We start from the raw sequence: 19,019 nt of genomic DNA, 5'->3' as shown, positions 1-19,019 counted from the left end.
GGACAGCGGTATTAGCGCCCTGTCCGGAAAACGGGAGTTGATTATGTTTAGCCTTGTTCGCCTGTGTATTTTCAGCCTGCTGTTTCTGGCAGGCCCGGTATTCGCCGTCACCGTGCAGGATGAGCACGGTCGCTTTACGCTTGATAAAACGCCGCAGCGCATCGTCGTGCTTGAGCTCTCCTTCGTCGACGCGCTGGCGGCGGTCAACGTCAGCCCGATTGGCGTGGCCGATGACAACGATCCGTCGCGTATTCTGTCGGACGTACGCGCGCGCCTGAAGCCCTGGCAGTCGGTGGGCACCCGCGCTCAGCCTTCGCTGGAAGCAATCAGCGCGCTGCATCCCGACCTGATCGTTGCCGATAGCAGCCGCCATGCCGGGATCTACGCCGCCCTGCGGCAGATTGCCCCGGTACTGCTATTGAAATCGCGCAATGAAACCTGGGAAGAGAACCTGCAGTCCGCGGCGATTATCGGCAAAGTCGTGGGTCAGGACGAGGAGATGCAGCGGCGTCTGGCGCAGCACCGGCAAAAAATGGCGGCGTTTTCCCGTCAGCTGCCGGCTGGCGCCAGCGTGCTGTTTGGCACCTCGCGCGAACAGCAGTTTAATCTTCATTCATCGCAAACCTATACCGGCAGCGTGCTGGCGGCCCTTGGCCTGAAGGTTCCGCTGCCGAACGGCGGCGCGCCGATGGCGGCGATAAATCTCGAACAGCTGCTGGCGCTAAATCCGCAATGGCTGCTGGTCGCCCACTACCGCGCTGAAAGCATCGTCACAAAATGGCAGCAGGACGCGCTGTGGCTAATGCTGCAGGCCGAGCAAAAACAGCAGGTCGCCGCCGTCGATAGCGACAGCTGGGCGCGGATGCGCGGGATCGTTGCCGCCGAGCGTATCGCCAGCGATATGGTGAAAATCGTCCACCACCAGGCCGTCGATATCGCGCCATGAAACTCTTCCATCGCGCGCCCTTTATCTGGGGATTGCCGCTGCTGGCGCTCACCGGCCTGTTCTGGTTGAGCCTGTTCTGCTATTCGCCGATCCCGATTTCGCCGTTAAACGCGCTTCACGCCCTGCTGGCGCCAGATACGCCTGCGCTTGCGGAGGCGCTGGTGCTTAACCTGCGCCTGCCCCGCAGCCTGGTGGCGATAATGCTCGGCGCCTCGCTGGCAATGTCCGGGGCCTTATTGCAAACGCTCACCCATAACCCGCTGGCGTCGCCTTCGCTGCTGGGCATTAATAGCGGCGCGGCGCTGGCGATGGCGCTGACCAGCGCCTTCAGTCCGGCGCCGCTGGCAGGCTTTTCGCTGGCGTTGATAGCCGCCTGCGGCGGCGGACTAAGCTGGTTGCTGGTGATGACCGCCGGCGGCGGCTGGCGCCAGCAGTTGGATCGCCATCGGCTGATCCTCGCCGGTATTGCTCTTTCGGCGCTATGCATGGCTCTGAGCAGAATGACCCTGCTGCTGGCGGAAGATCGCGCCTGGGGCATTCTGACCTGGCTTGCGGGCGGCGTTTCTCACGTGCGCTGGGCCGAGTTCTGGCAGCTTTTCCCTTTTTTCGCGCTCATTGCTCCCGGCGTATTCCTGCTGGCCAACGCGCTTAATCTGCTCAACGTCGGCGATACCGCGGCCCATTCGCTGGGAGTGAATTTGCCGCGCCTGCGCCTGCTTATCAACGCGGCCGTGTTGCTGCTTACCGGCGCCAGCGTCAGCGTCGCCGGGCCGGTGGCCTTTATTGGCCTACTGGTTCCGCATCTGGCGCGCTTTTGCGCAGGTCACGATCATCGTTTTCTTCTACCCATGAGCGCGGTGTTGGGCGCCCTGCTTATGCTGCTGGCCGATATTCTCGCCAGAGCGCTGGCCTGGCCAGGTGAACTGCCGGCGGGCGCGGTGCTGGCGCTGGTCGGGGCGCCTTGTTTTGTCTGGCTGGTCAGGAGGCGGGGATGAGACGACGCATCGTTTTTTTACTGCTCGCGCTGACGCTGTTAACCCTCTTTTCGCTGCGGATGGGCGCGATCCCGCTGCCGTGGCGAGTGCTGCTCGGCGGGTGGCATGCGGACAGCGAGTATCACTATGTCCTTATGCAATATCGCCTGCCGCGCGTCGTGCTGGCGCTGATTATTGGCGCCGCGCTGGCCGTTTCCGGGGCGCTGGTTCAGGGTGTGGTGCATAATCCGCTGGCCTCGCCGGACATTCTGGGAATTAACCACGGGGCGAGCCTGGCCTCGGTGGCCGCATTGTGGTTTTTGCCGTCCCTGCCCCTGCCGTGGTTGCCGCTGCTGGCCTTTATCGGCGGGATGGCGGCGATGACGATCGCGATCGCGCTTGCCGGGTTTTCCCGTCCAATGCGCCTGGCGCTCACCGGCATCGCGCTGTCGGCCTGCTGGGCCAGCGTGACCGATTACCTCTTACTTTCCCGGCCGCAGGAGATCAACAACGCGCTGCTGTGGCTGACCGGCAGCCTGTGGGGCAGGGACGGTTCGTTCGTCGTCATCGCCCTACCCCTGCTGGCGATTTTGCTGCCCTTAAGCTTCGCCCTCAGCCGCGATCTTGACCTACTGGCGTTAGGCCGCGACCGCGCGGGAACCCTCGGCGTCAACGTGCGCCGGCTTAACGGCTACGCGTTGACGCTGGCGGTCGCCCTCGCGTCGATCGGCGTGGCGGTTTGCGGACCCATCGCCTTTATCAGCCTCGTGGTGCCGCATCTTGTGCGTCGCCTGTTCGGCGGTCGCCACCGCTATTTATTGCCCCTGTCCGCGCTGACGGGCGGGCTGGTTCTGCTACTCGCCGATCTGCTGGCGCGAACGCTGCATCCGCCGCTTGAGCTGCCGGCAGGCGTATTGACGGCGATTATCGGCGCGCCCTGGTTTATCTGGCTGCTTGTGAGAATGCGTTAAATGGAACTGCGAACCCAAAAGCTCACCGCCGGCTATGGCGGCAAACACGTTATCAATCATCTCGACCTGACGCTGCCCGGCGGCAAAATCACCGCGCTGCTGGGGCCAAACGGCTGCGGTAAATCAACGCTGCTGAAGTGTTTCTCCCGCCTGCTAACGCCGCTCGCCGGCGAGATCTGGCTCGGTGATGTCGCCTTAACGCGCCTCTCCGTGCGTCAGCTGGCGCGCCGACTGGCGCTGTTGCCGCAGCAGCATCACGTTCCGGAAGGCGTCAGCGTACGCGAGCTGGTCGGCTATGGCCGCAGTCCGTGGCTACCGCTATGGGGTCGGCTTACAGAGCACGATCGACAGCTGGTCGACAGCGCGCTACAGCGCACCGGCATCGCTGCGCTGGCGGAACAGCCGCTGACCGCCCTTTCCGGCGGCCAGCGGCAGCGGGCTTTTCTGGCGCTGCTGCTGGCGCAGGATACGCCGCTGGTGCTGCTCGATGAGCCAACGACCTGGCTGGATATTAATCATCAGGTGGAACTGATGACGCTGATGCGCGAGCTGCAGCGGATGGGAAAAACCGTGGTTACCGTGCTGCACGATCTCAACCAGGCCAGCCGCTACTGCGATCATCTGGTGGTGCTTGAAGGGGGGCAGGTGCGGGCTCAAGGTTCAGCGGAAACGGTGCTGACGCCGGAGATGCTGCGGGAGATCTTTCACCTGGAAGCGGAAATTCACCCGGAGCCGGTGTCGCAGCGCCCGATGTGCGTGGTGAAATAACCCGGGTAAGGCGCCCTGCGCCCTACCCGAAGTTAATCAGTAGGTGTGGAAGTACTGCTGGATCACCTGCGGATTTTTCGTTTGCGTCAGCGCCGTCATCAGCAGGATGCGCGCTTTTGCCGGGTTGAGCGAATCGGATACCAGCCCCGGCTGGCCATCATCAACCGGCACGACGCCGCTGCCGGTGCGCGAGGCGCGAACCACCACGATACCGGCTTTTTCCGCTTTTTCGATCCCCGCCGCGCTGCGTACGGAGACCGATCCCGCGCCGGTGCCCGCATAGATAATGCCGTCTACATGGTGCGCGATCGCCGCGTCATACATATATTCAGGGTCATCCTGATAGCCATAAATAATGACTACCTTCGGTAGCGCGTTAAGCTGGCGGACGTCAAAAACCGAGCGCACGGTATGAATTTTATCCACGCGCGTTTCGAACTGCGGTTTGCCGCTCACGATAACGCCCAGATAGCCCTCTTCCGGCGCCTTGAAGGTATCCAGCGTTGTGGCATTGGTCTTCGTAACAAAACGCGCGGCGCCAATGCGATCATTGAGGACCACCATCACGCCGCGGCCTTTCGCTTGCGGATCGGCCGCCACGGTCACCGCTTCCAGCAGGTTCATCGGGCCGTCGGCGCTGATGGCCGTGGCCGGACGCATCGCCGCCGTGAAGACTACCGGTTTATTGCTTTTTACCGTCAGGTTGAGGAAGTAAGGCGTCTCGTCCAGAGTATCGGTGCCGTGGGTAATCACCACGCCGTCGACATCATCGCGGGCCAGCAGCTCATTGACGCGTTTTGACAGCTTGAGAATAATGTCGCTGGTCATATTTTCGCTGCCGATATTGGCAACCTGTTCGCCGTCAACGCGGGCGACTTTGCTCATCTCAGGCACGGCGTTAATCAGCGTCTGGACGCCAATCGCGCCGGCTTTGTACCCGGTAGTCTGGGTATTGCTGGCTGCCGAACCGGCAATCGTTCCTCCGGTCGCCAGGATAACGATATGCGGCAGACGCGTATCACTAAATGCAAAAGCGCTTATCGTCAGTAACGTAATTGCCAGTAATGCTCTAAAATTCATCATGACTCATCCCAAAATAGATATTAAATATATTCGCGCAGAGAGAATGCAAACGGCTTGCCAGGATTTAATATATTTTACCTGTTAAAAGTGATTAACTATCAGACAAAAAAGGATTTTTACTTCGTCCTGAGCGCTACTTTGGTGCAGGAACGCGCTAAAAACGGGCATGACATAAAAGCGAAATCAGAATCAACTTATTCAATCTATTTTGTCGTGTCGGCATCGCTATCAACGAAATAGACCAACACGATGCGGGTAATGCGATGGAGAAAACGATGCGTATCGCCTTAAAATCAGCATTGATGCTTACCTCCCGCGTCATACAAGTAATTAATCCCGAATTACACCTGCATATGCAACGCACGGCGCTGATTGCGCTGGAGCTTGCGCAGGCATCGGGCCTATCGCGCCGGCAGCAGCAAACTATCTTTTGCGCCGCGCTGCTGCACGACATTGGCGTGCTGGGCGATAAAAGGGCGTTTTCGTCGCTGAACGCCATCGATAACCTCAATGACCCACATCAGCACCGGGGAGCCGAAATGCTGGCCGGGTTAGCCACCCTGGCCCCCATCCTGCCGATTATCCGCGATCACCATTTTAGCCCAAACCACAGAGGCAGCCTCGAACAGCATATTGTCTATTTTGCCGACGTTTTTGAACGCCAGCTCCCTGGTGATAAGAGCGCAACCACCTATCAAACCGATATGAGTATTGATAACTTCCGCGCGCTTTACCAGGCGATCGACCCGCCGCTGTGTCAGACCTTGTGCCAGCTCGCAGAAAAAGAGCATTTTTGGCTGCATCTTAATCCCGGACATATTCAGCGAATGTTGGAAATCATCGGCCCCATCAACGATGTGTATATCGATATCGACGGACTGAAAGATATCTGTCTACTTATTGCCAAAATTGTCGATACCTACAGCAGCTTTACCGCCAGCCACAGTCTGAAGGTTGGTCAAATTTCGCGCGCCCTCGCCGCTTATATGAGTCTGCCGGATCTGGAGTGCAGGAAGATTGAGATTGCCGGTTATTTGCACGATATCGGCAAAGTGTATATTCCGCTGGCAATCCTCGAGAAACAGGGTGAGCTGAACGACGAAGAGTTGCTTCAGGTTCGCGAGCATAGCTATATGACCGGCGAAATTCTTAGCACCTTCAGCGAACTCGGCGAGATAATTAACTGGGCCGCAAACCATCATGAAAAACTGGATGGCAGCGGTTATCCGCTTCATCTCAATGAGGATTACCTGCAACTACCGGATCGGATTATCGCCATCGCGGATATATTCACCGCGCTGACCGAAGACCGCCCCTATCGCCCAGGAATGCGCCGTCAGCAAGCGTTACAGCTGATAGAGAGTGATGTTATAAATGGCGCGTTGGATAAAGATGTGTATCGCATATTGCATCAGCATGCCGAAGCGCTGCACGCTATTATTACTCACACGCTGCCCCCTTAATCACCGGCTTTTTCTGGTGAAGCCGGTGCGCAACGATAAAAACAAAATAATTCATCTGCACGCAAGGAATATTCGGTGAGAATCGCCACCATGACCAACTGGGCCTACGGGATCACCGTCGCCCTGACCCTCGCCTCAGGCATCGCAATGCTGATGGCTTCAAGTGCGGATAATGCCGAACGCCGCGCCGTCGAACAACGCCAGGTGTTCGACCAGCTAAGCGAAGAAGTGGAAAGCGGCGCCTGGGAGCTTTCCGATCTCGCGCGACTTTACATCATCAAAAAAAATCAGGATGTGCTGCAGGAGTACCGGCAGCAAACTCAGGCCATCACCGCCATTGAACGCCGGCTAGTAAAGCTGAAAGACAATGGCGCAACCACTGAAGAGCTGGCGCTGCTGCGCGAGGGGTTACAGATGGCCGATGAACTCCAGGACGAGCAGCGGACGGCGCTGGCGCAGGTTGCCAGGGGCGAGGAAAAAGAGGCGGTCAACCTGCTTTACGGCACCGCCTATGAGCAGGAGCTCGAGCGGGTCCAGACGCAGCTTGACCACTTTCGCCTGATGCTCGAAGGCCGGGTGAATAAAACCATTGCCGAGGCGACGGAGAAATCGCGGATCTGGCGTACGCTCTCTGAGGTCATGGTTGGGCTCACGGCGCTGATGTTCCTGTTTGTGCTGGGCTTTATTCTTAAGCGGCGGGTGCTGTATCCCGTCGTCCGTCTGAGCGATGTCGTGCAGCGGCTGGCCTCGCAGGATTACGCGGTTGAAACGCCGCAGTTTACCCAGATTGATGAAATTGGCGATATGGCCCAGGCCATTCGCATCTTTCGCGAGAACGGGCTGGCGCGCCAGCGGCTGGAACAAGAGCGCGACGCCGATTGGGCGGTCCGCGAGCTGCTGGCGCGGATGACCCAGCGTTTACAGGGCTGCGAATCCTTCGAGGACGTGATCAAGGTTGCCGAACTGTTCGCGCCGAATATCGCCCCGGCGATCCCGGGGCGACTGTATATTCTTGATACCGATCCCTGGCAGATGCGCTGCGTGGCGCAGTGGCTTTCTCCGCCGCTTGAAGCGGACGTCTTTCATCCGGATAACTGCTGGGCCGTGCGGCGCGGGCTGAGCCATCCGCCGGTCAACGGTGAGCCGGATATCGCCTGTTATCACCTGTCGGAATCGCAGGCTAATCAGTCGCTATGCGTGCCGCTGATTGCGCAGGGAGAAGCGATTGGCCTGCTCTCCTTCAGCAACGTTACTTCCGCGACCGCCCCTTCCCGCGCCTATCTTGAACTGATGGCCGAAGCGCTGGGTCTGGCGCTGGCGAATCAGCGTTTGCGCAACGCGCTGCTGGAAAAGGCGCTGTTTGATTCATTAACCGGCCTGCGTAACCGCCACCACCTGGATGACGCTCTGCATACCCAGATGAATCTGGCGGTTCGCAACGGCACGCCGCTGAGCTGCCTGATGATCGATATCGATCACTTTAAGGCGATTAATGATAGTTACGGTCACGAGGCGGGCGACCTGGTGATCAAAAGCGTCGCCGCGATTATTCAACGCGCGGTGCGCGATATCGGCATGGCCTTCCGCTATGGCGGCGAAGAGTTCCTGGTGCTGCTGGGTGGAACCGATGAACAGACCGCGATGGTCTGCGCGAACGATATCTATAACAGCGTGCACCTGCTAACCCTACGCTACGGCCTCGCTGAGATTGGCCAGATCGATGTCTCCATCGGCATCGCCAGCTACCCCCAGCATACGCAAAGCGACAGCCTGCTGCGCGCGGCCGATGCAGCGCTCTACCGGGCCAAAGAGCTGGGGCGGTCGAGAATTGTGAGTTTTGGGATGTTAAAGGCGGATTGAGCCGCGTTCCAGAAGGCGAAGATGCCCTATTCACCCGTGCTATGAAAGCCGACGCGCGGGTGAATAACGCTCACATCGCGCTTAATAGCGCGTCTTCCATCAGTTGCCCCAACAGCGCCCGCGCTCCGTGAACCCCGTCGTTCCCCTGGCCGTGCGTCAGCGTAATACCGAGATTCCCCGGCGATGGCAGCAGGCTTCCCGCCACGCGCAGGTTGCCGGGCATGCCGATGCGCGTACGTACGGTAATGCCCAGTCCGGCCTGCAGCGCCGCCCAGATGCCGCTCAGACTATGGCTGATAAACACCACCTGCCAGGCGATGTTGGCCCGGTCCAGACAGTCGATGGCGCGGGAACGCATCAGGCACGGGCTGTCCAGCATCACCAACGGTAACGGCTTGCCCTCCGCCAGCAGCGCGGCAATATCCAGCTGCGGATGGGTTATCCACTCCAGCCGGCTCTGGCCGATCGGTTTGCCTTCACGCTGCGCGCTCTCCGGCTGCCACAGCAGCGCCATATCAAGCATATTGTCATTGAGCGCGTTGAGCAGCGCCCGGTTGCGATCGACACGGGCAATAATTCGCATTCCTGGATGGTGACGCTTGAACTCGCCAAGGATGCCGGGCATAAGCGACTCGCCAAAATCCTCCTGCATGCCAATGCGTATTTCTCCCTGCAAAAGTTCGCCCTGCAGGGCTCGCTGCGCTTCATCGTTCAGCGCCAGCAGACGCCGGGCATAGCCCATAATTATCTCGCCATTCTGCGTCAGCGCCAGGTGGCGGCCTCTCTTCTCCACCAGAGCGGTGCCGCACTGCTGCTCCAGCTTTTTCAGCTGAGCGCTCACCGCCGAGGTTGAACGGCAGAGGCGACCTGCCGCCTGCGCAAAGCTGCCGCATTCAATACCGGTGACAAAACTGCGCAGCGCGTCGAGATCGAACGTGAGTGGGAGCTTGTTCATAATTGTCCTGATAAACGGGATGAACGGTCTAATATAATTCAATTTTCAGGATTGAAACAGCGCGCCAGAATGACGTTATTGTCAATACGGAGAGATAACGATGGCCAACCCCCTCGATCGTGAAACCCTGGCTCGCATCGCGCCGAAGCTAGCCGAGCTGAGTCAGAATGTACTTTTTAATGATATCTGGACGCGTGAACCGCTTTCTCCCCGCGAGCGCAGCCTGGTGACGCTCGGCGCGCTGACGGCGCTGGGCCGCGTTCAGCAGCTCCCCTGGCATATCCGCTTCGCCCAGCAAAATGGCCTGACCCGTGAAGAAATCGTTGAGGTTTTCACCCATCTGGCATTCTACGCCGGCTGGCCCGCGGCGGTTTCCGCCCTCGAATGCCTGCAAGAGGAGTAACGCCGATGCCCTTTACCCGCATTAGCCTCCATCAGAGTTATAACGATACGCAAATCATGCAGATTTCCGACATTCTGCAACAGAGCCTTGAAACAGAATTTGCCGTCCCGCCCCACGATCGCTTTCAGGTTTTCGAACGGCTGCCGGCGAACCAGCATGTGTTCGACCGCCGCTATAAAAGCGCTGGCCGCAGCGACAGTTTTATTCAGTTCCATCTTCTGGCAGGTAAGCCTCGTTCAGTGGAGCAGAAGAGGAACTTCTGCCGTACCCTGTGCCAGCGGCTGCAGACGAAACTGCATATTAGTCCGGATGATGTGATGGTGATGATGCAGTTCAATACCGCCGATGAGTGGAGTTTCAGCCACGGGCTGCTGCTCTCCGAGGAGGCGTGATGATGGTGATGCCGTATCGTTTTACCTGGCCGGGCCGACTACCCAGGACTCTCACTGACCAACGCATTGTGCAAAACGGCGCCAGGCTTATCATTCAGGTGTAAAAAAAAACGGGAGCCCATCGGCTCCCGTTTTTGTCTAACCCAGAGACTGGATTACATATTCGCGATAATCGCGTCGCCAAACTCACTACATTTCAGCAGCTTAGCGCCTTCCATCAGACGTTCAAAGTCATAGGTCACGGTCTTAGCGGCGATTGCGCCTTCGGTGCCTTTAACGATCAGGTCTGCCGCTTCGAACCACTGCATGTGGCGCAGCATCATCTCAGCGGACAGAATAATAGAACCTGGGTTCACTTTATCCTGGCCGGCATATTTCGGCGCAGTACCGTGGGTCGCTTCGAACAGTGCACACTCGTCGCCGATGTTCGCGCCCGGAGCGATACCGATACCGCCAACCTGCGCCGCCAGGGCGTCAGAGATATAGTCGCCGTTCAGGTTCATACAGGCGATAACATCGTATTCCGCCGGACGCAGCAGGATCTGCTGCAGGAAGGCGTCGGCGATAACGTCTTTCACGACGATCTCTTTCCCGGTGTTCGGGTTTTTGATCTTCAGCCACGGGCCGCCGTCAATCAGCTCACCGCCGAACTCTTCGCGTGCCAGCTGGTAGCCCCAGTCTTTGAATGCGCCTTCGGTGAATTTCATGATGTTGCCTTTGTGCACCAGGGTTAGTGAATCGCGATCGTTGGTGATGGCGTATTCAATGGCGGCGCGAACCAGGCGTTTGGTACCTTCTTCAGAGCACGGCTTGATGCCGATACCGCAATGTTCCGGGAAGCGAATTTTCTTCACGCCCATTTCATCGCGCAGGAATTTGATCACTTTATCCGCTTCGGCAGAATCGGCTTTCCACTCGATACCGGCGTAGATGTCTTCGGAGTTTTCGCGGAAGATAACCATATCGGTCAGTTCAGGATGTTTAACCGGGCTCGGAGTACCCTGATAATAACGAACCGGGCGCAGGCAAACGTAGAGGTCCAGTTCCTGACGCAGGGCAACGTTCAGAGAACGGATACCGCCGCCGACTGGCGTGGTCAGAGGGCCTTTGATAGCAACACGATATTCACGAATCAGATCAAGAGTTTCGGCAGGCAGCCAGACATCCTGGCCATAAACCTGGGTCGATTTTTCACCGGTGTAAACTTCCATCCAGGAAATTTTACGCTCGCCCTTATAGGCTTTCTCGACGGCAGCATCAACCACTTTCAGCATCGCCGGAGTCACGTCAACGCCGATACCATCGCCTTCGATGAACGGGATAATCGGGTTATTAGGGACGTTCAGCTTGCCGTTTTGCAGGGTGATTTTTTGACCTTCCGCCGGAACTACTACTTTGCTTTCCATTAACCTCTCCTTCGAGCGCTTCTGGTTCTGCTCTTCCCTCTTCACGCTAGCCGGGCGTTGGCTTTATTCGCCCACTCCCGTCATCGGAATATCCCGCTAACCGGAGATTTCGCGTCCGTGTCGCCTTCCTGTAATGCGAATCGGTTTGAGCAACCTTTTTGTTAATAAGTTGTAATGAGCATGTCAATACTACCTGAATGTTTGCGTCCATGAAAGGCATTCGTAATTAGGCTATAATGCGGCAATTGATTGAGTCTGAAAATACCATGCAAAAAACTTCTTTTAGAAAACATCGCGTTGAGCGATTCAGCACGCAACAAGTCACCAGACAACGCAAAGAACGCCAGCCAAAAACTGTGATCTTGTTCAATAAACCATATGATGTATTGCCGCAATTTACCGATGAAGCCGGACGCAGCACGCTTAAAGATTTTATTCCGGTTGCCGGCGTCTACGCTGCCGGTCGGCTGGACCGCGATAGCGAAGGCCTGCTGGTGCTGACTAACGACGGCGCGCTGCAGGCGGCCCTCACCCAGCCGGGCAAGCGCACCGGAAAGATTTATTTTGTCCAGGTGGAAGGCGAACCCACGGCGGACGCGCTGGCCGCCCTTCGCGACGGCGTCACGCTGAATGACGGCCCCACCCTGCCTGCGGGAGTCGAGCGGGTGGCGGAGCCAGAGTGGCTATGGCCGCGAAATCCGCCCATTCGCGAGCGCAAATCCATCCCTACCAGCTGGCTTAAAATCACCCTCTATGAAGGACGCAACCGCCAGGTGCGGCGGATGACCGCCCACGTCGGCTTTCCGACGCTACGTCTGATTCGCTACGCGATGGGCGGCTATACGCTGGATGGCCTGGCCAACGGCGAATGGCGCAAAATTGATTAACAGTAGCCTAAGGAAAATCAATGTTTAAACCGCACGTCACCGTCGCCTGCGTGGTTCACGCGAAAGGCAAATTCCTCGTTGTTGAAGAGACGATCAACGGAAAAGCGCTGTGGAACCAGCCTGCGGGCCACCTCGAAGCCGATGAAACGCTGGTTCAGGCCGCAGAGCGCGAGCTCTGGGAAGAGACCGGCATTCGCGCCACGCCGCAGCACTTTCTTCGCCTGCATCAGTGGATAGCCCCGGATCGCACCCCATTTTTGCGCTTCCTCTTTACTATCGAGCTTAACGATACGTGCGCCACCGAGCCCCATGATAGCGATATCGATCGCTGCCTGTGGCTTAGCGCTGAGGAAATTCTTAACGCAACAAACCTGCGTTCTCAACTGGTTGCTGAGAGCATTCGCAGCTATCAGCAGGATCCGCGCTACCCGCTGTCGCTCATCGGTGAATTTAACTGGCCGTTTACAGGGGGTGCCTCAACCGAGGACGCGTGCTAGAATACGCCGCCTCGAAGTTCAATGTAATGAGTATTCCAATGTCAGAAAGCCAGAAAAAAGTGATCGTCGGCATGTCCGGCGGGGTTGATTCCTCAGTTTCCGCCTACCTGCTGCTCCAGCAAGGGTATAAGGTGGAAGGCCTGTTCATGAAGAACTGGGAAGAAGACGACGGCGAGGAATACTGCACCGCAGCGGCGGATCTTGCCGACGCGCAGGCCGTTTGCGATAAGCTGGGAATTGAACTTCATACCGTTAACTTTGCCGCAGAATACTGGGACAACGTATTCGAACTGTTCCTTGAAGAATACAAAGCCGGACGCACGCCGAACCCGGATATTCTGTGTAACAAAGAAATTAAATTTAAAGCTTTCCTCGAATTTGCCGCAGAAGACCTCGGCGCCGACTACATCGCTACCGGACACTACGTGCGCCGCGCCGACGTTAACGGCAAGAGCCAGCTGCTGCGCGGCCTCGACGGTAACAAAGACCAGAGCTACTTCCTTTATACCCTAAGCCACGAACAGATCGCGCAAAGCCTGTTCCCGGTGGGGGAGCTGGAAAAGCCGCAGGTGCGTAAAATCGCCGAAGAGTTGGATCTCATTACCGCGAAGAAAAAAGACTCGACCGGTATCTGTTTTATCGGCGAACGCAAATTCCGTGAGTTCCTTGGCCGCTACCTGCCCGCTCAGCCGGGAAAAATTATCAGCGTTGACGGCGACGAAGTTGGCGAGCATCAGGGCCTGATGTACCACACCCTTGGGCAGCGTAAAGGCCTTGGCATCGGCGGTATCAAAGACGGCGGCGAAGACCCGTGGTACGTGGTCGACAAAGACGTCGAAAACAATATTCTGGTTGTCGCCCAGGGCCACGACCATCCGCGTCTGATGTCCGTTGGGCTGATTGCCCAACAGCTGCACTGGGTCGATCGCGAGCCGGTTACGGGCACGCTGCGCTGCACGGTGAAAACCCGCTACCGTCAGACCGATATCCCCTGCAGCGTTAAAGCGCTGGATGACGACCGCATTGAAGTCATCTTTGATGAGCCGGTTGCCGCCGTGACGCCGGGCCAGTCTGCGGTCTTCTACCGCGGCGAAGTCTGCCTCGGCGGCGGGATTATCGAACAGCGCTTGCCGCTGCCGGCTTGACAGACATTTCAGCCGCTGAATGCGCCGCTCGGGCATTTGGCGGTTTATAAGGAGAATGTGTGGCGAAGAATTATTATGACATTACGCTGGCGCTGGCCGGCGTTTGCCAGGCCGCGCGTCTGGTTCAGGAACTGGCGCACCAGGGGCACTGCGATAGCGATGCTCTGCATGTGTCGCTGAACAGCATCATCGACCTCGATCCGGATTCAACGCTGGCGGTGTTCGGTGGTAGCGAAGCCAATCTTCGCCTCGGGCTGGAGACCCTTATTGGCGTGCTGAATACCAGCAGCCGCCAGGGGCTGAACGCCGAACTTACCCGCTATACTTTAAGCCTGATGGTGCTGGAGCGTAAGCTTGCCGCCAGCAAGGGGGCCATGGATACCCTCGGCAACCGTATCGGTGGCCTGCGCCGTCAGCTTGAACATTTCGATCTGCAATCCGAGACGCTGCTCAGCGCGATGGCCGGCATCTATGTTGATGTCATTAGCCCGCTGGGCCCGCGGATTCAGGTGACCGGCTCTCCCGCCGTGCTGCAAAGCCCTCAGGTTCAGGCGAAGGTTCGCTCTGCCCTGCTGGCCGGAATTCGCTCCGCGGTGCTCTGGCACCAGGTCGGCGGCGGGCGCCTGCAGCTGATGTTTTCTCGTCATCGTCTGGTTAACCAGGCAAAACAAATTCTTGCTCATTTAACCCCGGAGTTGTGATCTATGGAATTATCCTCACTGACCGCCGTTTCCCCAGTCGACGGCCGCTACGGCGACAAAGTCAGCGCGCTGCGCGGTATCTTCAGCGAATTCGGTTTGCTGAAATTCCGCGTTCAGGTAGAAGTGCGTTGGTTGCAAAAACTGGCCGCGCACGCAGCGATCAAGGAAGTTCCTGCTTTTGCTGCCGACGCAAACGGTTACCTTGATAAAATCGTCGCTGATTTCAGCGTAGAAGATGCAGAGCGCATCAAAACCATCGAGCGCACCACCAACCACGACGTCAAAGCGGTTGAGTATTTCCTTAAGGAAAAAGTCGCCGATGTCGCTGAACTGCACGCGGTCTCCGAGTTTATCCACTTTGCCTGCACCTCCGAGGACATCAACAATCTGTCCCACGCGCTGATGCTAAAAACCGCTCGCGACGAAGTGATCCTGCCCTACTGGCGCAAGCTGATCGACGCGGTGAAAGACCTGGCGGTGCAATATCGCGATATCCCGCTGCTTTCCCGCACTCACGGCCAGCCGGCCACGCCATCCACCATGGGGAAAGAGATGGCGAACGTCGCTTACCGTATGGAGCGCCAGTATCGTCAGCTGAATCAGATTGAAATCCTTGGCAAAATCAACGGCGCGGTGGGTAACTATAACGCCCACATCGCCGCCTACCCGGAAGTCGACTGGCACCAGTTCAGCGAAGAGTTCGTCACCTCGCTGGGTATCCAGTGGAACCCGTACACCACCCAGATTGAACCCCACGACTATATCGCCGAACTGTTCGACTGCGTCGCGCGCTTTAACACTATCCTGATTGATTTCGATCGTGACGTCTGGGGCTATATCGCGCTCAACCATTTCAAGCAGAAAACGATTGCCGGCGAAATCGGATCTTCCACCATGCCGCATAAAGTGAACCCGATCGACTTCGAGAACTCCGAAGGCAACCTCGGTCTGGCTAATGCGGTGATGCAGCATCTGGCATGCAAACTACCGGTTTCCCGCTGGCAGCGCGACCTGACCGACTCCACCGTCCTGCGTAACCTCGGCGTGGGTATCGGCTACGCGCTGATCGCTTATCAATCCACGCTCAAAGGCATAAGCAAACTCGAACTGAACCAGGATCGTCTGCTGGATGAGCTGGACCACAACTGGGAAGTTCTTGCCGAGCCGATCCAGACCGTGATGCGCCGCTACGGCATCGAGAAACCTTACGAGAAGCTCAAAGAGCTGACCCGCGGCAAGCGCGTCGACGCGCAAGGAATGCAGCAATTCATCGATAGCCTGCCGCTGCCGGAAGATGAAAAAGTTCGCCTGAAGGCGATGACCCCGGCCAACTACATCGGCCGCGCGACCACCATGGTTGATGAACTGAAGTAAACCTTTCCACCCTCTTTCCGCTCTGGGAAGAGGGTTTCCCTGCCCCCGCGATCGTTAAATCCAGACGTCGTTCACCGCGGTCCGATCTCCGCCCTCATGCCCGGTATTCAGGACGCCGCGCGGCTCGATCAGCATAAGTTTGGTTTCGGTTTCCGCCGAGGTTTTATGCTCAACGCCCCGAGGCACCACGATCATTTCGCCGGCCTGGAGCAACAGATGCTTATCGCGAAAATCCAGACGCAGCACGCCCTCCAGCACAATCAGGGTTTCATCCGTTTCCGGATGGCTATGCCAGATAAAGTCGCCGAGGATCCTGACCACCTTGAACTGATAATCATTCATTTCGGCCACCACCTTCGGCTGCCATTGCTCGGTAAAGAGAGTGAATTTCTGAGCAATATTAATCGATTGATACATGAGCTGACTCCTTGTGATAAAGGCTGTCAGCATAGATAACTCCCTACCGCAGAGATTGAACGATTGTGCAACTTGCGGCGCGTCAGGGGCGGACAAACTTCAGCCAGCGGCCGGGAGAGAGGCCAAAGCGGCTGATGAACTGGCGCGTCATATGGCTTTGATCGGCAAAGCCCGCGTGGGCTGCGATATCCGCCAGATTATCCCCTGCCAGCATCCGCTGGCGGCAAAATTCGAGGCGCCTCATCATCACATAACGCCAGGGGCTGGCGCCAAACAGCGCCCTGAAATCGCGGCTCAGGCTCCAGCGGTCTCTGCCGCTGACGTTCGCCAGAGTGTCGAGGGTGATGTTCTGCGCAAAACAGGCGTGGATATACTCCCGGGCCCTTTCCGCAGCGGGGTAATCGAAGGCCCGGCGTCGAAAGCGCTGGCCGCCGACGGCGGCCAGGGTCTGCGCCAGATCGTACAGCGCGTCCTCCTCCTCCAGAGGCGCGAAGTGGGCATTGACGTCTTTCAGCAACGGCAGCGCGGCGTGCAGCAAGCGCGGATCGCTGGATATTCCCCCGGGGATAAAGGGCAACGGCCTACCGCCAAGGATCTTTTGAATCAGCGCGGGCTCAATGTACACCATCCGGTAGCGAAACCCCTCCTCGGTCCCTGCCTCGCCGTCATGGACTTCATCGGGGTGCAAAACCATCGTCCCACCGGGGAGGCTGTGCTGGAGGCCGCCGCGATAGTGAAAGCGCTGCACGCCGGAGAGCGTCTGGCCAATGGCGTAAGTATCATGCCGGTGAGGCTCATAACCGTGGCCGCCGAAAAAGGCTTCGATACGCTCAATATGCGCGGGCGACTGGGCCAGGCGGACCCAATCCGCACGTTTCTGTTGTGGCATGTGATTTACGCTCCCGCGCGCCATTAAAAACGACATCCGCTATTCCGCTATATTACACAAAAAATTAACATCGCCGCTCGTTCTCCGCTACCCTTCACCACCGTTATGGTTGGTCATCACGCCCCGAGTCATCAACCAGAACAGCAGCGCCAGCAGACTGACCGATGCCCCCAGCAGGCAAACGCCCTGCCATCCCGCGCGCGCATATACCGCGGTCGTACTAACCGCCCCCAAACCGCTGCCAAGCGCATAAAACAGCATATACAGACCGACCAGCCTGCTGTGCGCTTCGGGTCGGGTACGGAAAATCATGCTTTGATTAGTGACATGCAGCGCCTGACCGCCGAGATCCAGCAGCACAATGCCAGCCAACAGCGCCGCTGGCGACCATGCCATCAGCGATAATGGCCACCAGGCCACCAGCAACATGACCAGGGCCACGGCGCTGGTGCGCTGCCCGTATCCGCGATCGGCCCATTTACCGGCTCGCCCCGCCGCCAGGGCGCCGATAGCCCCCACCAGGCCCAGGGCGCCGATCTCCGTATGCGAAAAGCCGAAGGGCGGAGCGCTCAAGGGCAAAACCAGCGCGCTCCAGAAGATATTGAAGGCGGCAAACATCAGTAACGCCAGCACGCCGCGCACCTGAAGCACTTTTTCCTGACGCAGCAGAGTCAGCATCGATGCCAACAGGCACGGGTAGCTCAGGGGGGTCGACGCTACCGCTAACACCGGCAGCCGACGCCACAGCGGCAGCGCAATGCCCAGCATCAGTAAAGCGGCAAAGATGTATACCCCGCGCCAGCCGAAGAGATCGCTTACGCCCCCTGAAAATACCCGCGCCAGCAGCAGCCCGATAAAGACTCCGCTCTGCGCGGCGCCCACCACGCGTCCCTGTTCATGGGGCGAAGCGGCGCTGGCGGCATAGGCGATCAACCCCTGGGTCATTGCGGTACCCAGCAGGCCAACGGCAAGCATGCCGCCCAACAGCATCACGGTGGTGGACGCCAGACTCACCGCCGTCAGCGCAGCGATCAACAGAAAAACCTGCGTCGCTATCAGGCGGCGGCGATTGACTCTGTCGCCCAGCGGTACCAGCAAGAGCAACGCCATCGCGCAGCCAATCTGAGTCGCCGCAATCACCCCGCCAATCGCGGCGTCGCTGATGGCGAAATCTCGCGCCAGCGCGTCGAGCAGCGGTTGTGCGTAATAAACGTTCGCCACGCTCAACCCGCTGGCGAGAGCAAACAGCCACACCAGGCTACGCGGCATAACCGTTTCCGGGTCTATTAGCGATGGGGATAACATTGACGCTTTCATGATTCCAGCCTTAATAATCTAGTTTCAAAATAAAACTAGTTGTAGGCTAGAACAGGGAGTTTTAAAATGCAACTACTTTACCCGACCGTTTGGAGAGCCCATGCCTGCGCGTGAAAAAATGAAAAACGAAACCTGCCCCGTCGCCCGAAGCGTGGATATTATCGGCGATCGCTGGTCCTTGTTGATTGTGCGCGACGCCTTCGATGGTATGCGCCGCTTTAGCGATTTCCAGCGAAGCCTCGGTATGGCGCGTAATATTCTCTCTGACCGTCTGCACAAACTGGTAAATTCAGGTATCCTCACGACGCAAGCCGCCTCGGACGGCACGGCTTATCAGGAATACGTACTGACGGCAAAGGGGGAGCGTTTGTTCCCTGTGGTGGTTGCGCTACGCCAGTGGGGAGAGCAGCATCTGTTTGCCCCTGACGAACCCCATTCCGTCCTGATCGATAAACGTACGCTGCGCCCGGTTCCCATGATGTCGCCCGCGGCCGAAGACGGACTCGTCCTGATGCCTCACGAGACTGAGGTACAAAAAATCAAATAAAATTCTTTATTTAACAGCTGTTTA

The 19,019-nt window shown here is 58.0% G+C and carries 20 protein-coding genes; 14 read left to right on the top strand and 6 right to left on the bottom strand.

All coding sequences use genetic code 11. The annotated features are described in order from the left end of the window. Window positions 1-43 precede the first annotated feature (43 nt). The 4 genes from CMQ96_RS11200 to fecE are packed head-to-tail and all read left to right on the top strand — an operon-like array spanning window position 44 to window position 3,659. Window positions 44-946 carry a Fe(3+) dicitrate ABC transporter substrate-binding protein FecB gene (locus CMQ96_RS11200; protein ID WP_098066813.1) on the top strand — a complete coding sequence of 301 codons (903 nt, stop codon included), beginning with the start codon at window positions 44-46 and terminating at the stop codon, window positions 944-946. Further along, complete coding sequence (gene fecC, locus CMQ96_RS11195) at window positions 943-1,941, top strand: iron-dicitrate ABC transporter permease FecC (protein WP_098066812.1); 999 nt, start codon at window positions 943-945, stop codon at window positions 1,939-1,941. Before CMQ96_RS11200 ends, fecC begins: the two co-directional genes overlap by 4 nt. Continuing rightward, window positions 1,938-2,891: a Fe(3+) dicitrate ABC transporter permease subunit FecD gene (fecD, locus tag CMQ96_RS11190; protein ID WP_098066811.1), complete on the top strand. Its 954-nt coding sequence runs from the start codon at window positions 1,938-1,940 to the stop codon at window positions 2,889-2,891. The genes fecC and fecD overlap by 4 nt, the downstream gene beginning before the upstream one ends. After that, a complete protein-coding gene (gene fecE, locus CMQ96_RS11185) occupies window positions 2,892-3,659 on the top strand; it encodes a Fe(3+) dicitrate ABC transporter ATP-binding protein FecE (protein WP_049130898.1) in 768 nt (255 codons plus the stop codon). A 36-nt stretch (window positions 3,660-3,695) separates the two neighbouring features. Here fecE and fraE read toward each other — a convergent pair whose 3' ends face one another. Beyond that, window positions 3,696-4,739 (bottom strand): fructose-asparagine asparaginase, encoded by a 1,044-nt coding sequence (gene fraE / locus CMQ96_RS11180; RefSeq protein WP_004138332.1) that lies wholly within the window; start codon window positions 4,737-4,739, stop codon window positions 3,696-3,698. A 278-nt stretch (window positions 4,740-5,017) separates the two neighbouring features. On the opposite strand from fraE, the gene CMQ96_RS11175 reads away from it, so the two are divergent. After that, on the top strand, window positions 5,018-6,205 hold the full coding sequence (locus CMQ96_RS11175) for an HD-GYP domain-containing protein (protein ID WP_024359519.1): 1,188 nt from the start codon (window positions 5,018-5,020) through the stop codon (window positions 6,203-6,205). A 75-nt stretch (window positions 6,206-6,280) separates the two neighbouring features. Next, on the top strand, window positions 6,281-8,065 hold the full coding sequence (locus tag CMQ96_RS11170) for a sensor domain-containing diguanylate cyclase (protein WP_098066810.1): 1,785 nt from the start codon (window positions 6,281-6,283) through the stop codon (window positions 8,063-8,065). Window positions 8,066-8,135: 70 nt separating this feature from the next. Here the strand turns inward: CMQ96_RS11170 and CMQ96_RS11165 are convergent, their stop codons facing one another. Beyond that, the gene (locus CMQ96_RS11165) at window positions 8,136-9,020 is read right to left on the bottom strand and encodes a LysR substrate-binding domain-containing protein (protein ID WP_098066809.1); all 885 of its coding nucleotides are present in this window, start codon (window positions 9,018-9,020) and stop codon (window positions 8,136-8,138) included. Window positions 9,021-9,120: 100 nt separating this feature from the next. Here CMQ96_RS11165 and CMQ96_RS11160 point away from each other — a divergent pair, with 100 nt between their 5' ends. Both CMQ96_RS11160 and CMQ96_RS11155 read left to right on the top strand, forming a co-directional pair. Further along, a complete protein-coding gene (locus CMQ96_RS11160; RefSeq protein ID WP_024359522.1) occupies window positions 9,121-9,423 on the top strand; it encodes a carboxymuconolactone decarboxylase family protein in 303 nt (100 codons plus the stop codon). Window positions 9,424-9,428: 5 nt separating this feature from the next. Beyond that, window positions 9,429-9,815 (top strand): tautomerase family protein, encoded by a 387-nt coding sequence (locus CMQ96_RS11155; RefSeq protein WP_004138337.1) that lies wholly within the window; start codon window positions 9,429-9,431, stop codon window positions 9,813-9,815. A gap of 155 nt (window positions 9,816-9,970) precedes the next feature. Here the strand turns inward: CMQ96_RS11155 and icd are convergent, their stop codons facing one another. Further along, window positions 9,971-11,221, bottom strand: a complete 1,251-nt coding sequence (gene icd, locus CMQ96_RS11150; protein WP_004131480.1) for an NADP-dependent isocitrate dehydrogenase — start codon at window positions 11,219-11,221, stop codon at window positions 9,971-9,973. A 236-nt stretch (window positions 11,222-11,457) separates the two neighbouring features. Here icd and rluE point away from each other — a divergent pair, with 236 nt between their 5' ends. From rluE to purB, 5 genes are read left to right on the top strand one after another with little or no spacing between them, the layout of a single operon-like run. Beyond that, window positions 11,458-12,108 (top strand): 23S rRNA pseudouridine(2457) synthase RluE, encoded by a 651-nt coding sequence (gene rluE / locus CMQ96_RS11145; protein WP_098066808.1) that lies wholly within the window; start codon window positions 11,458-11,460, stop codon window positions 12,106-12,108. 20 nt (window positions 12,109-12,128) lie between these two features. After that, complete coding sequence (locus tag CMQ96_RS11140) at window positions 12,129-12,605, top strand: NUDIX hydrolase (protein WP_049085859.1); 477 nt, start codon at window positions 12,129-12,131, stop codon at window positions 12,603-12,605. Window positions 12,606-12,643: 38 nt separating this feature from the next. After that, window positions 12,644-13,750, top strand: coding sequence for a tRNA 2-thiouridine(34) synthase MnmA (mnmA, locus tag CMQ96_RS11135; RefSeq protein WP_004138341.1), 1,107 nt, complete (start codon window positions 12,644-12,646; stop codon window positions 13,748-13,750). Window positions 13,751-13,809: 59 nt separating this feature from the next. Next, window positions 13,810-14,451 (top strand): high frequency lysogenization protein HflD, encoded by a 642-nt coding sequence (gene hflD, locus CMQ96_RS11130; RefSeq protein ID WP_004138343.1) that lies wholly within the window; start codon window positions 13,810-13,812, stop codon window positions 14,449-14,451. 3 nt (window positions 14,452-14,454) lie between these two features. Beyond that, window positions 14,455-15,825: an adenylosuccinate lyase gene (purB, locus tag CMQ96_RS11125; RefSeq protein ID WP_098066806.1), complete on the top strand. Its 1,371-nt coding sequence runs from the start codon at window positions 14,455-14,457 to the stop codon at window positions 15,823-15,825. 54 nt (window positions 15,826-15,879) lie between these two features. On the opposite strand, the gene CMQ96_RS11120 is transcribed toward purB, so the two are convergent. From CMQ96_RS11120 to CMQ96_RS11110, 3 genes are all read right to left on the bottom strand, one after another. Continuing rightward, window positions 15,880-16,242: a cupin domain-containing protein gene (locus CMQ96_RS11120; protein WP_098066805.1), complete on the bottom strand. Its 363-nt coding sequence runs from the start codon at window positions 16,240-16,242 to the stop codon at window positions 15,880-15,882. Between the two features lie 82 nt (window positions 16,243-16,324). After that, on the bottom strand, window positions 16,325-17,131 hold the full coding sequence (locus tag CMQ96_RS11115; RefSeq protein WP_049130909.1) for an AraC family transcriptional regulator: 807 nt from the start codon (window positions 17,129-17,131) through the stop codon (window positions 16,325-16,327). A gap of 87 nt (window positions 17,132-17,218) precedes the next feature. Then, window positions 17,219-18,448: an MFS transporter gene (locus CMQ96_RS11110; protein WP_098066804.1), complete on the bottom strand. Its 1,230-nt coding sequence runs from the start codon at window positions 18,446-18,448 to the stop codon at window positions 17,219-17,221. Window positions 18,449-18,548: 100 nt separating this feature from the next. On the opposite strand from CMQ96_RS11110, the gene CMQ96_RS11105 reads away from it, so the two are divergent. Then, a complete protein-coding gene (locus CMQ96_RS11105; RefSeq protein WP_064411137.1) occupies window positions 18,549-18,995 on the top strand; it encodes a helix-turn-helix domain-containing protein in 447 nt (148 codons plus the stop codon). Window positions 18,996-19,019: the final 24 nt, after the last annotated feature.

Source organism: Klebsiella sp. MBT K-1, assembly GCF_002556465.1.
GTDB lineage: Bacteria > Pseudomonadota > Gammaproteobacteria > Enterobacterales > Enterobacteriaceae > Klebsiella > Klebsiella grimontii.
Note: the sequence above shows the minus strand (reverse complement) of the source record. Positions and strands in the feature narration are given on the sequence as shown.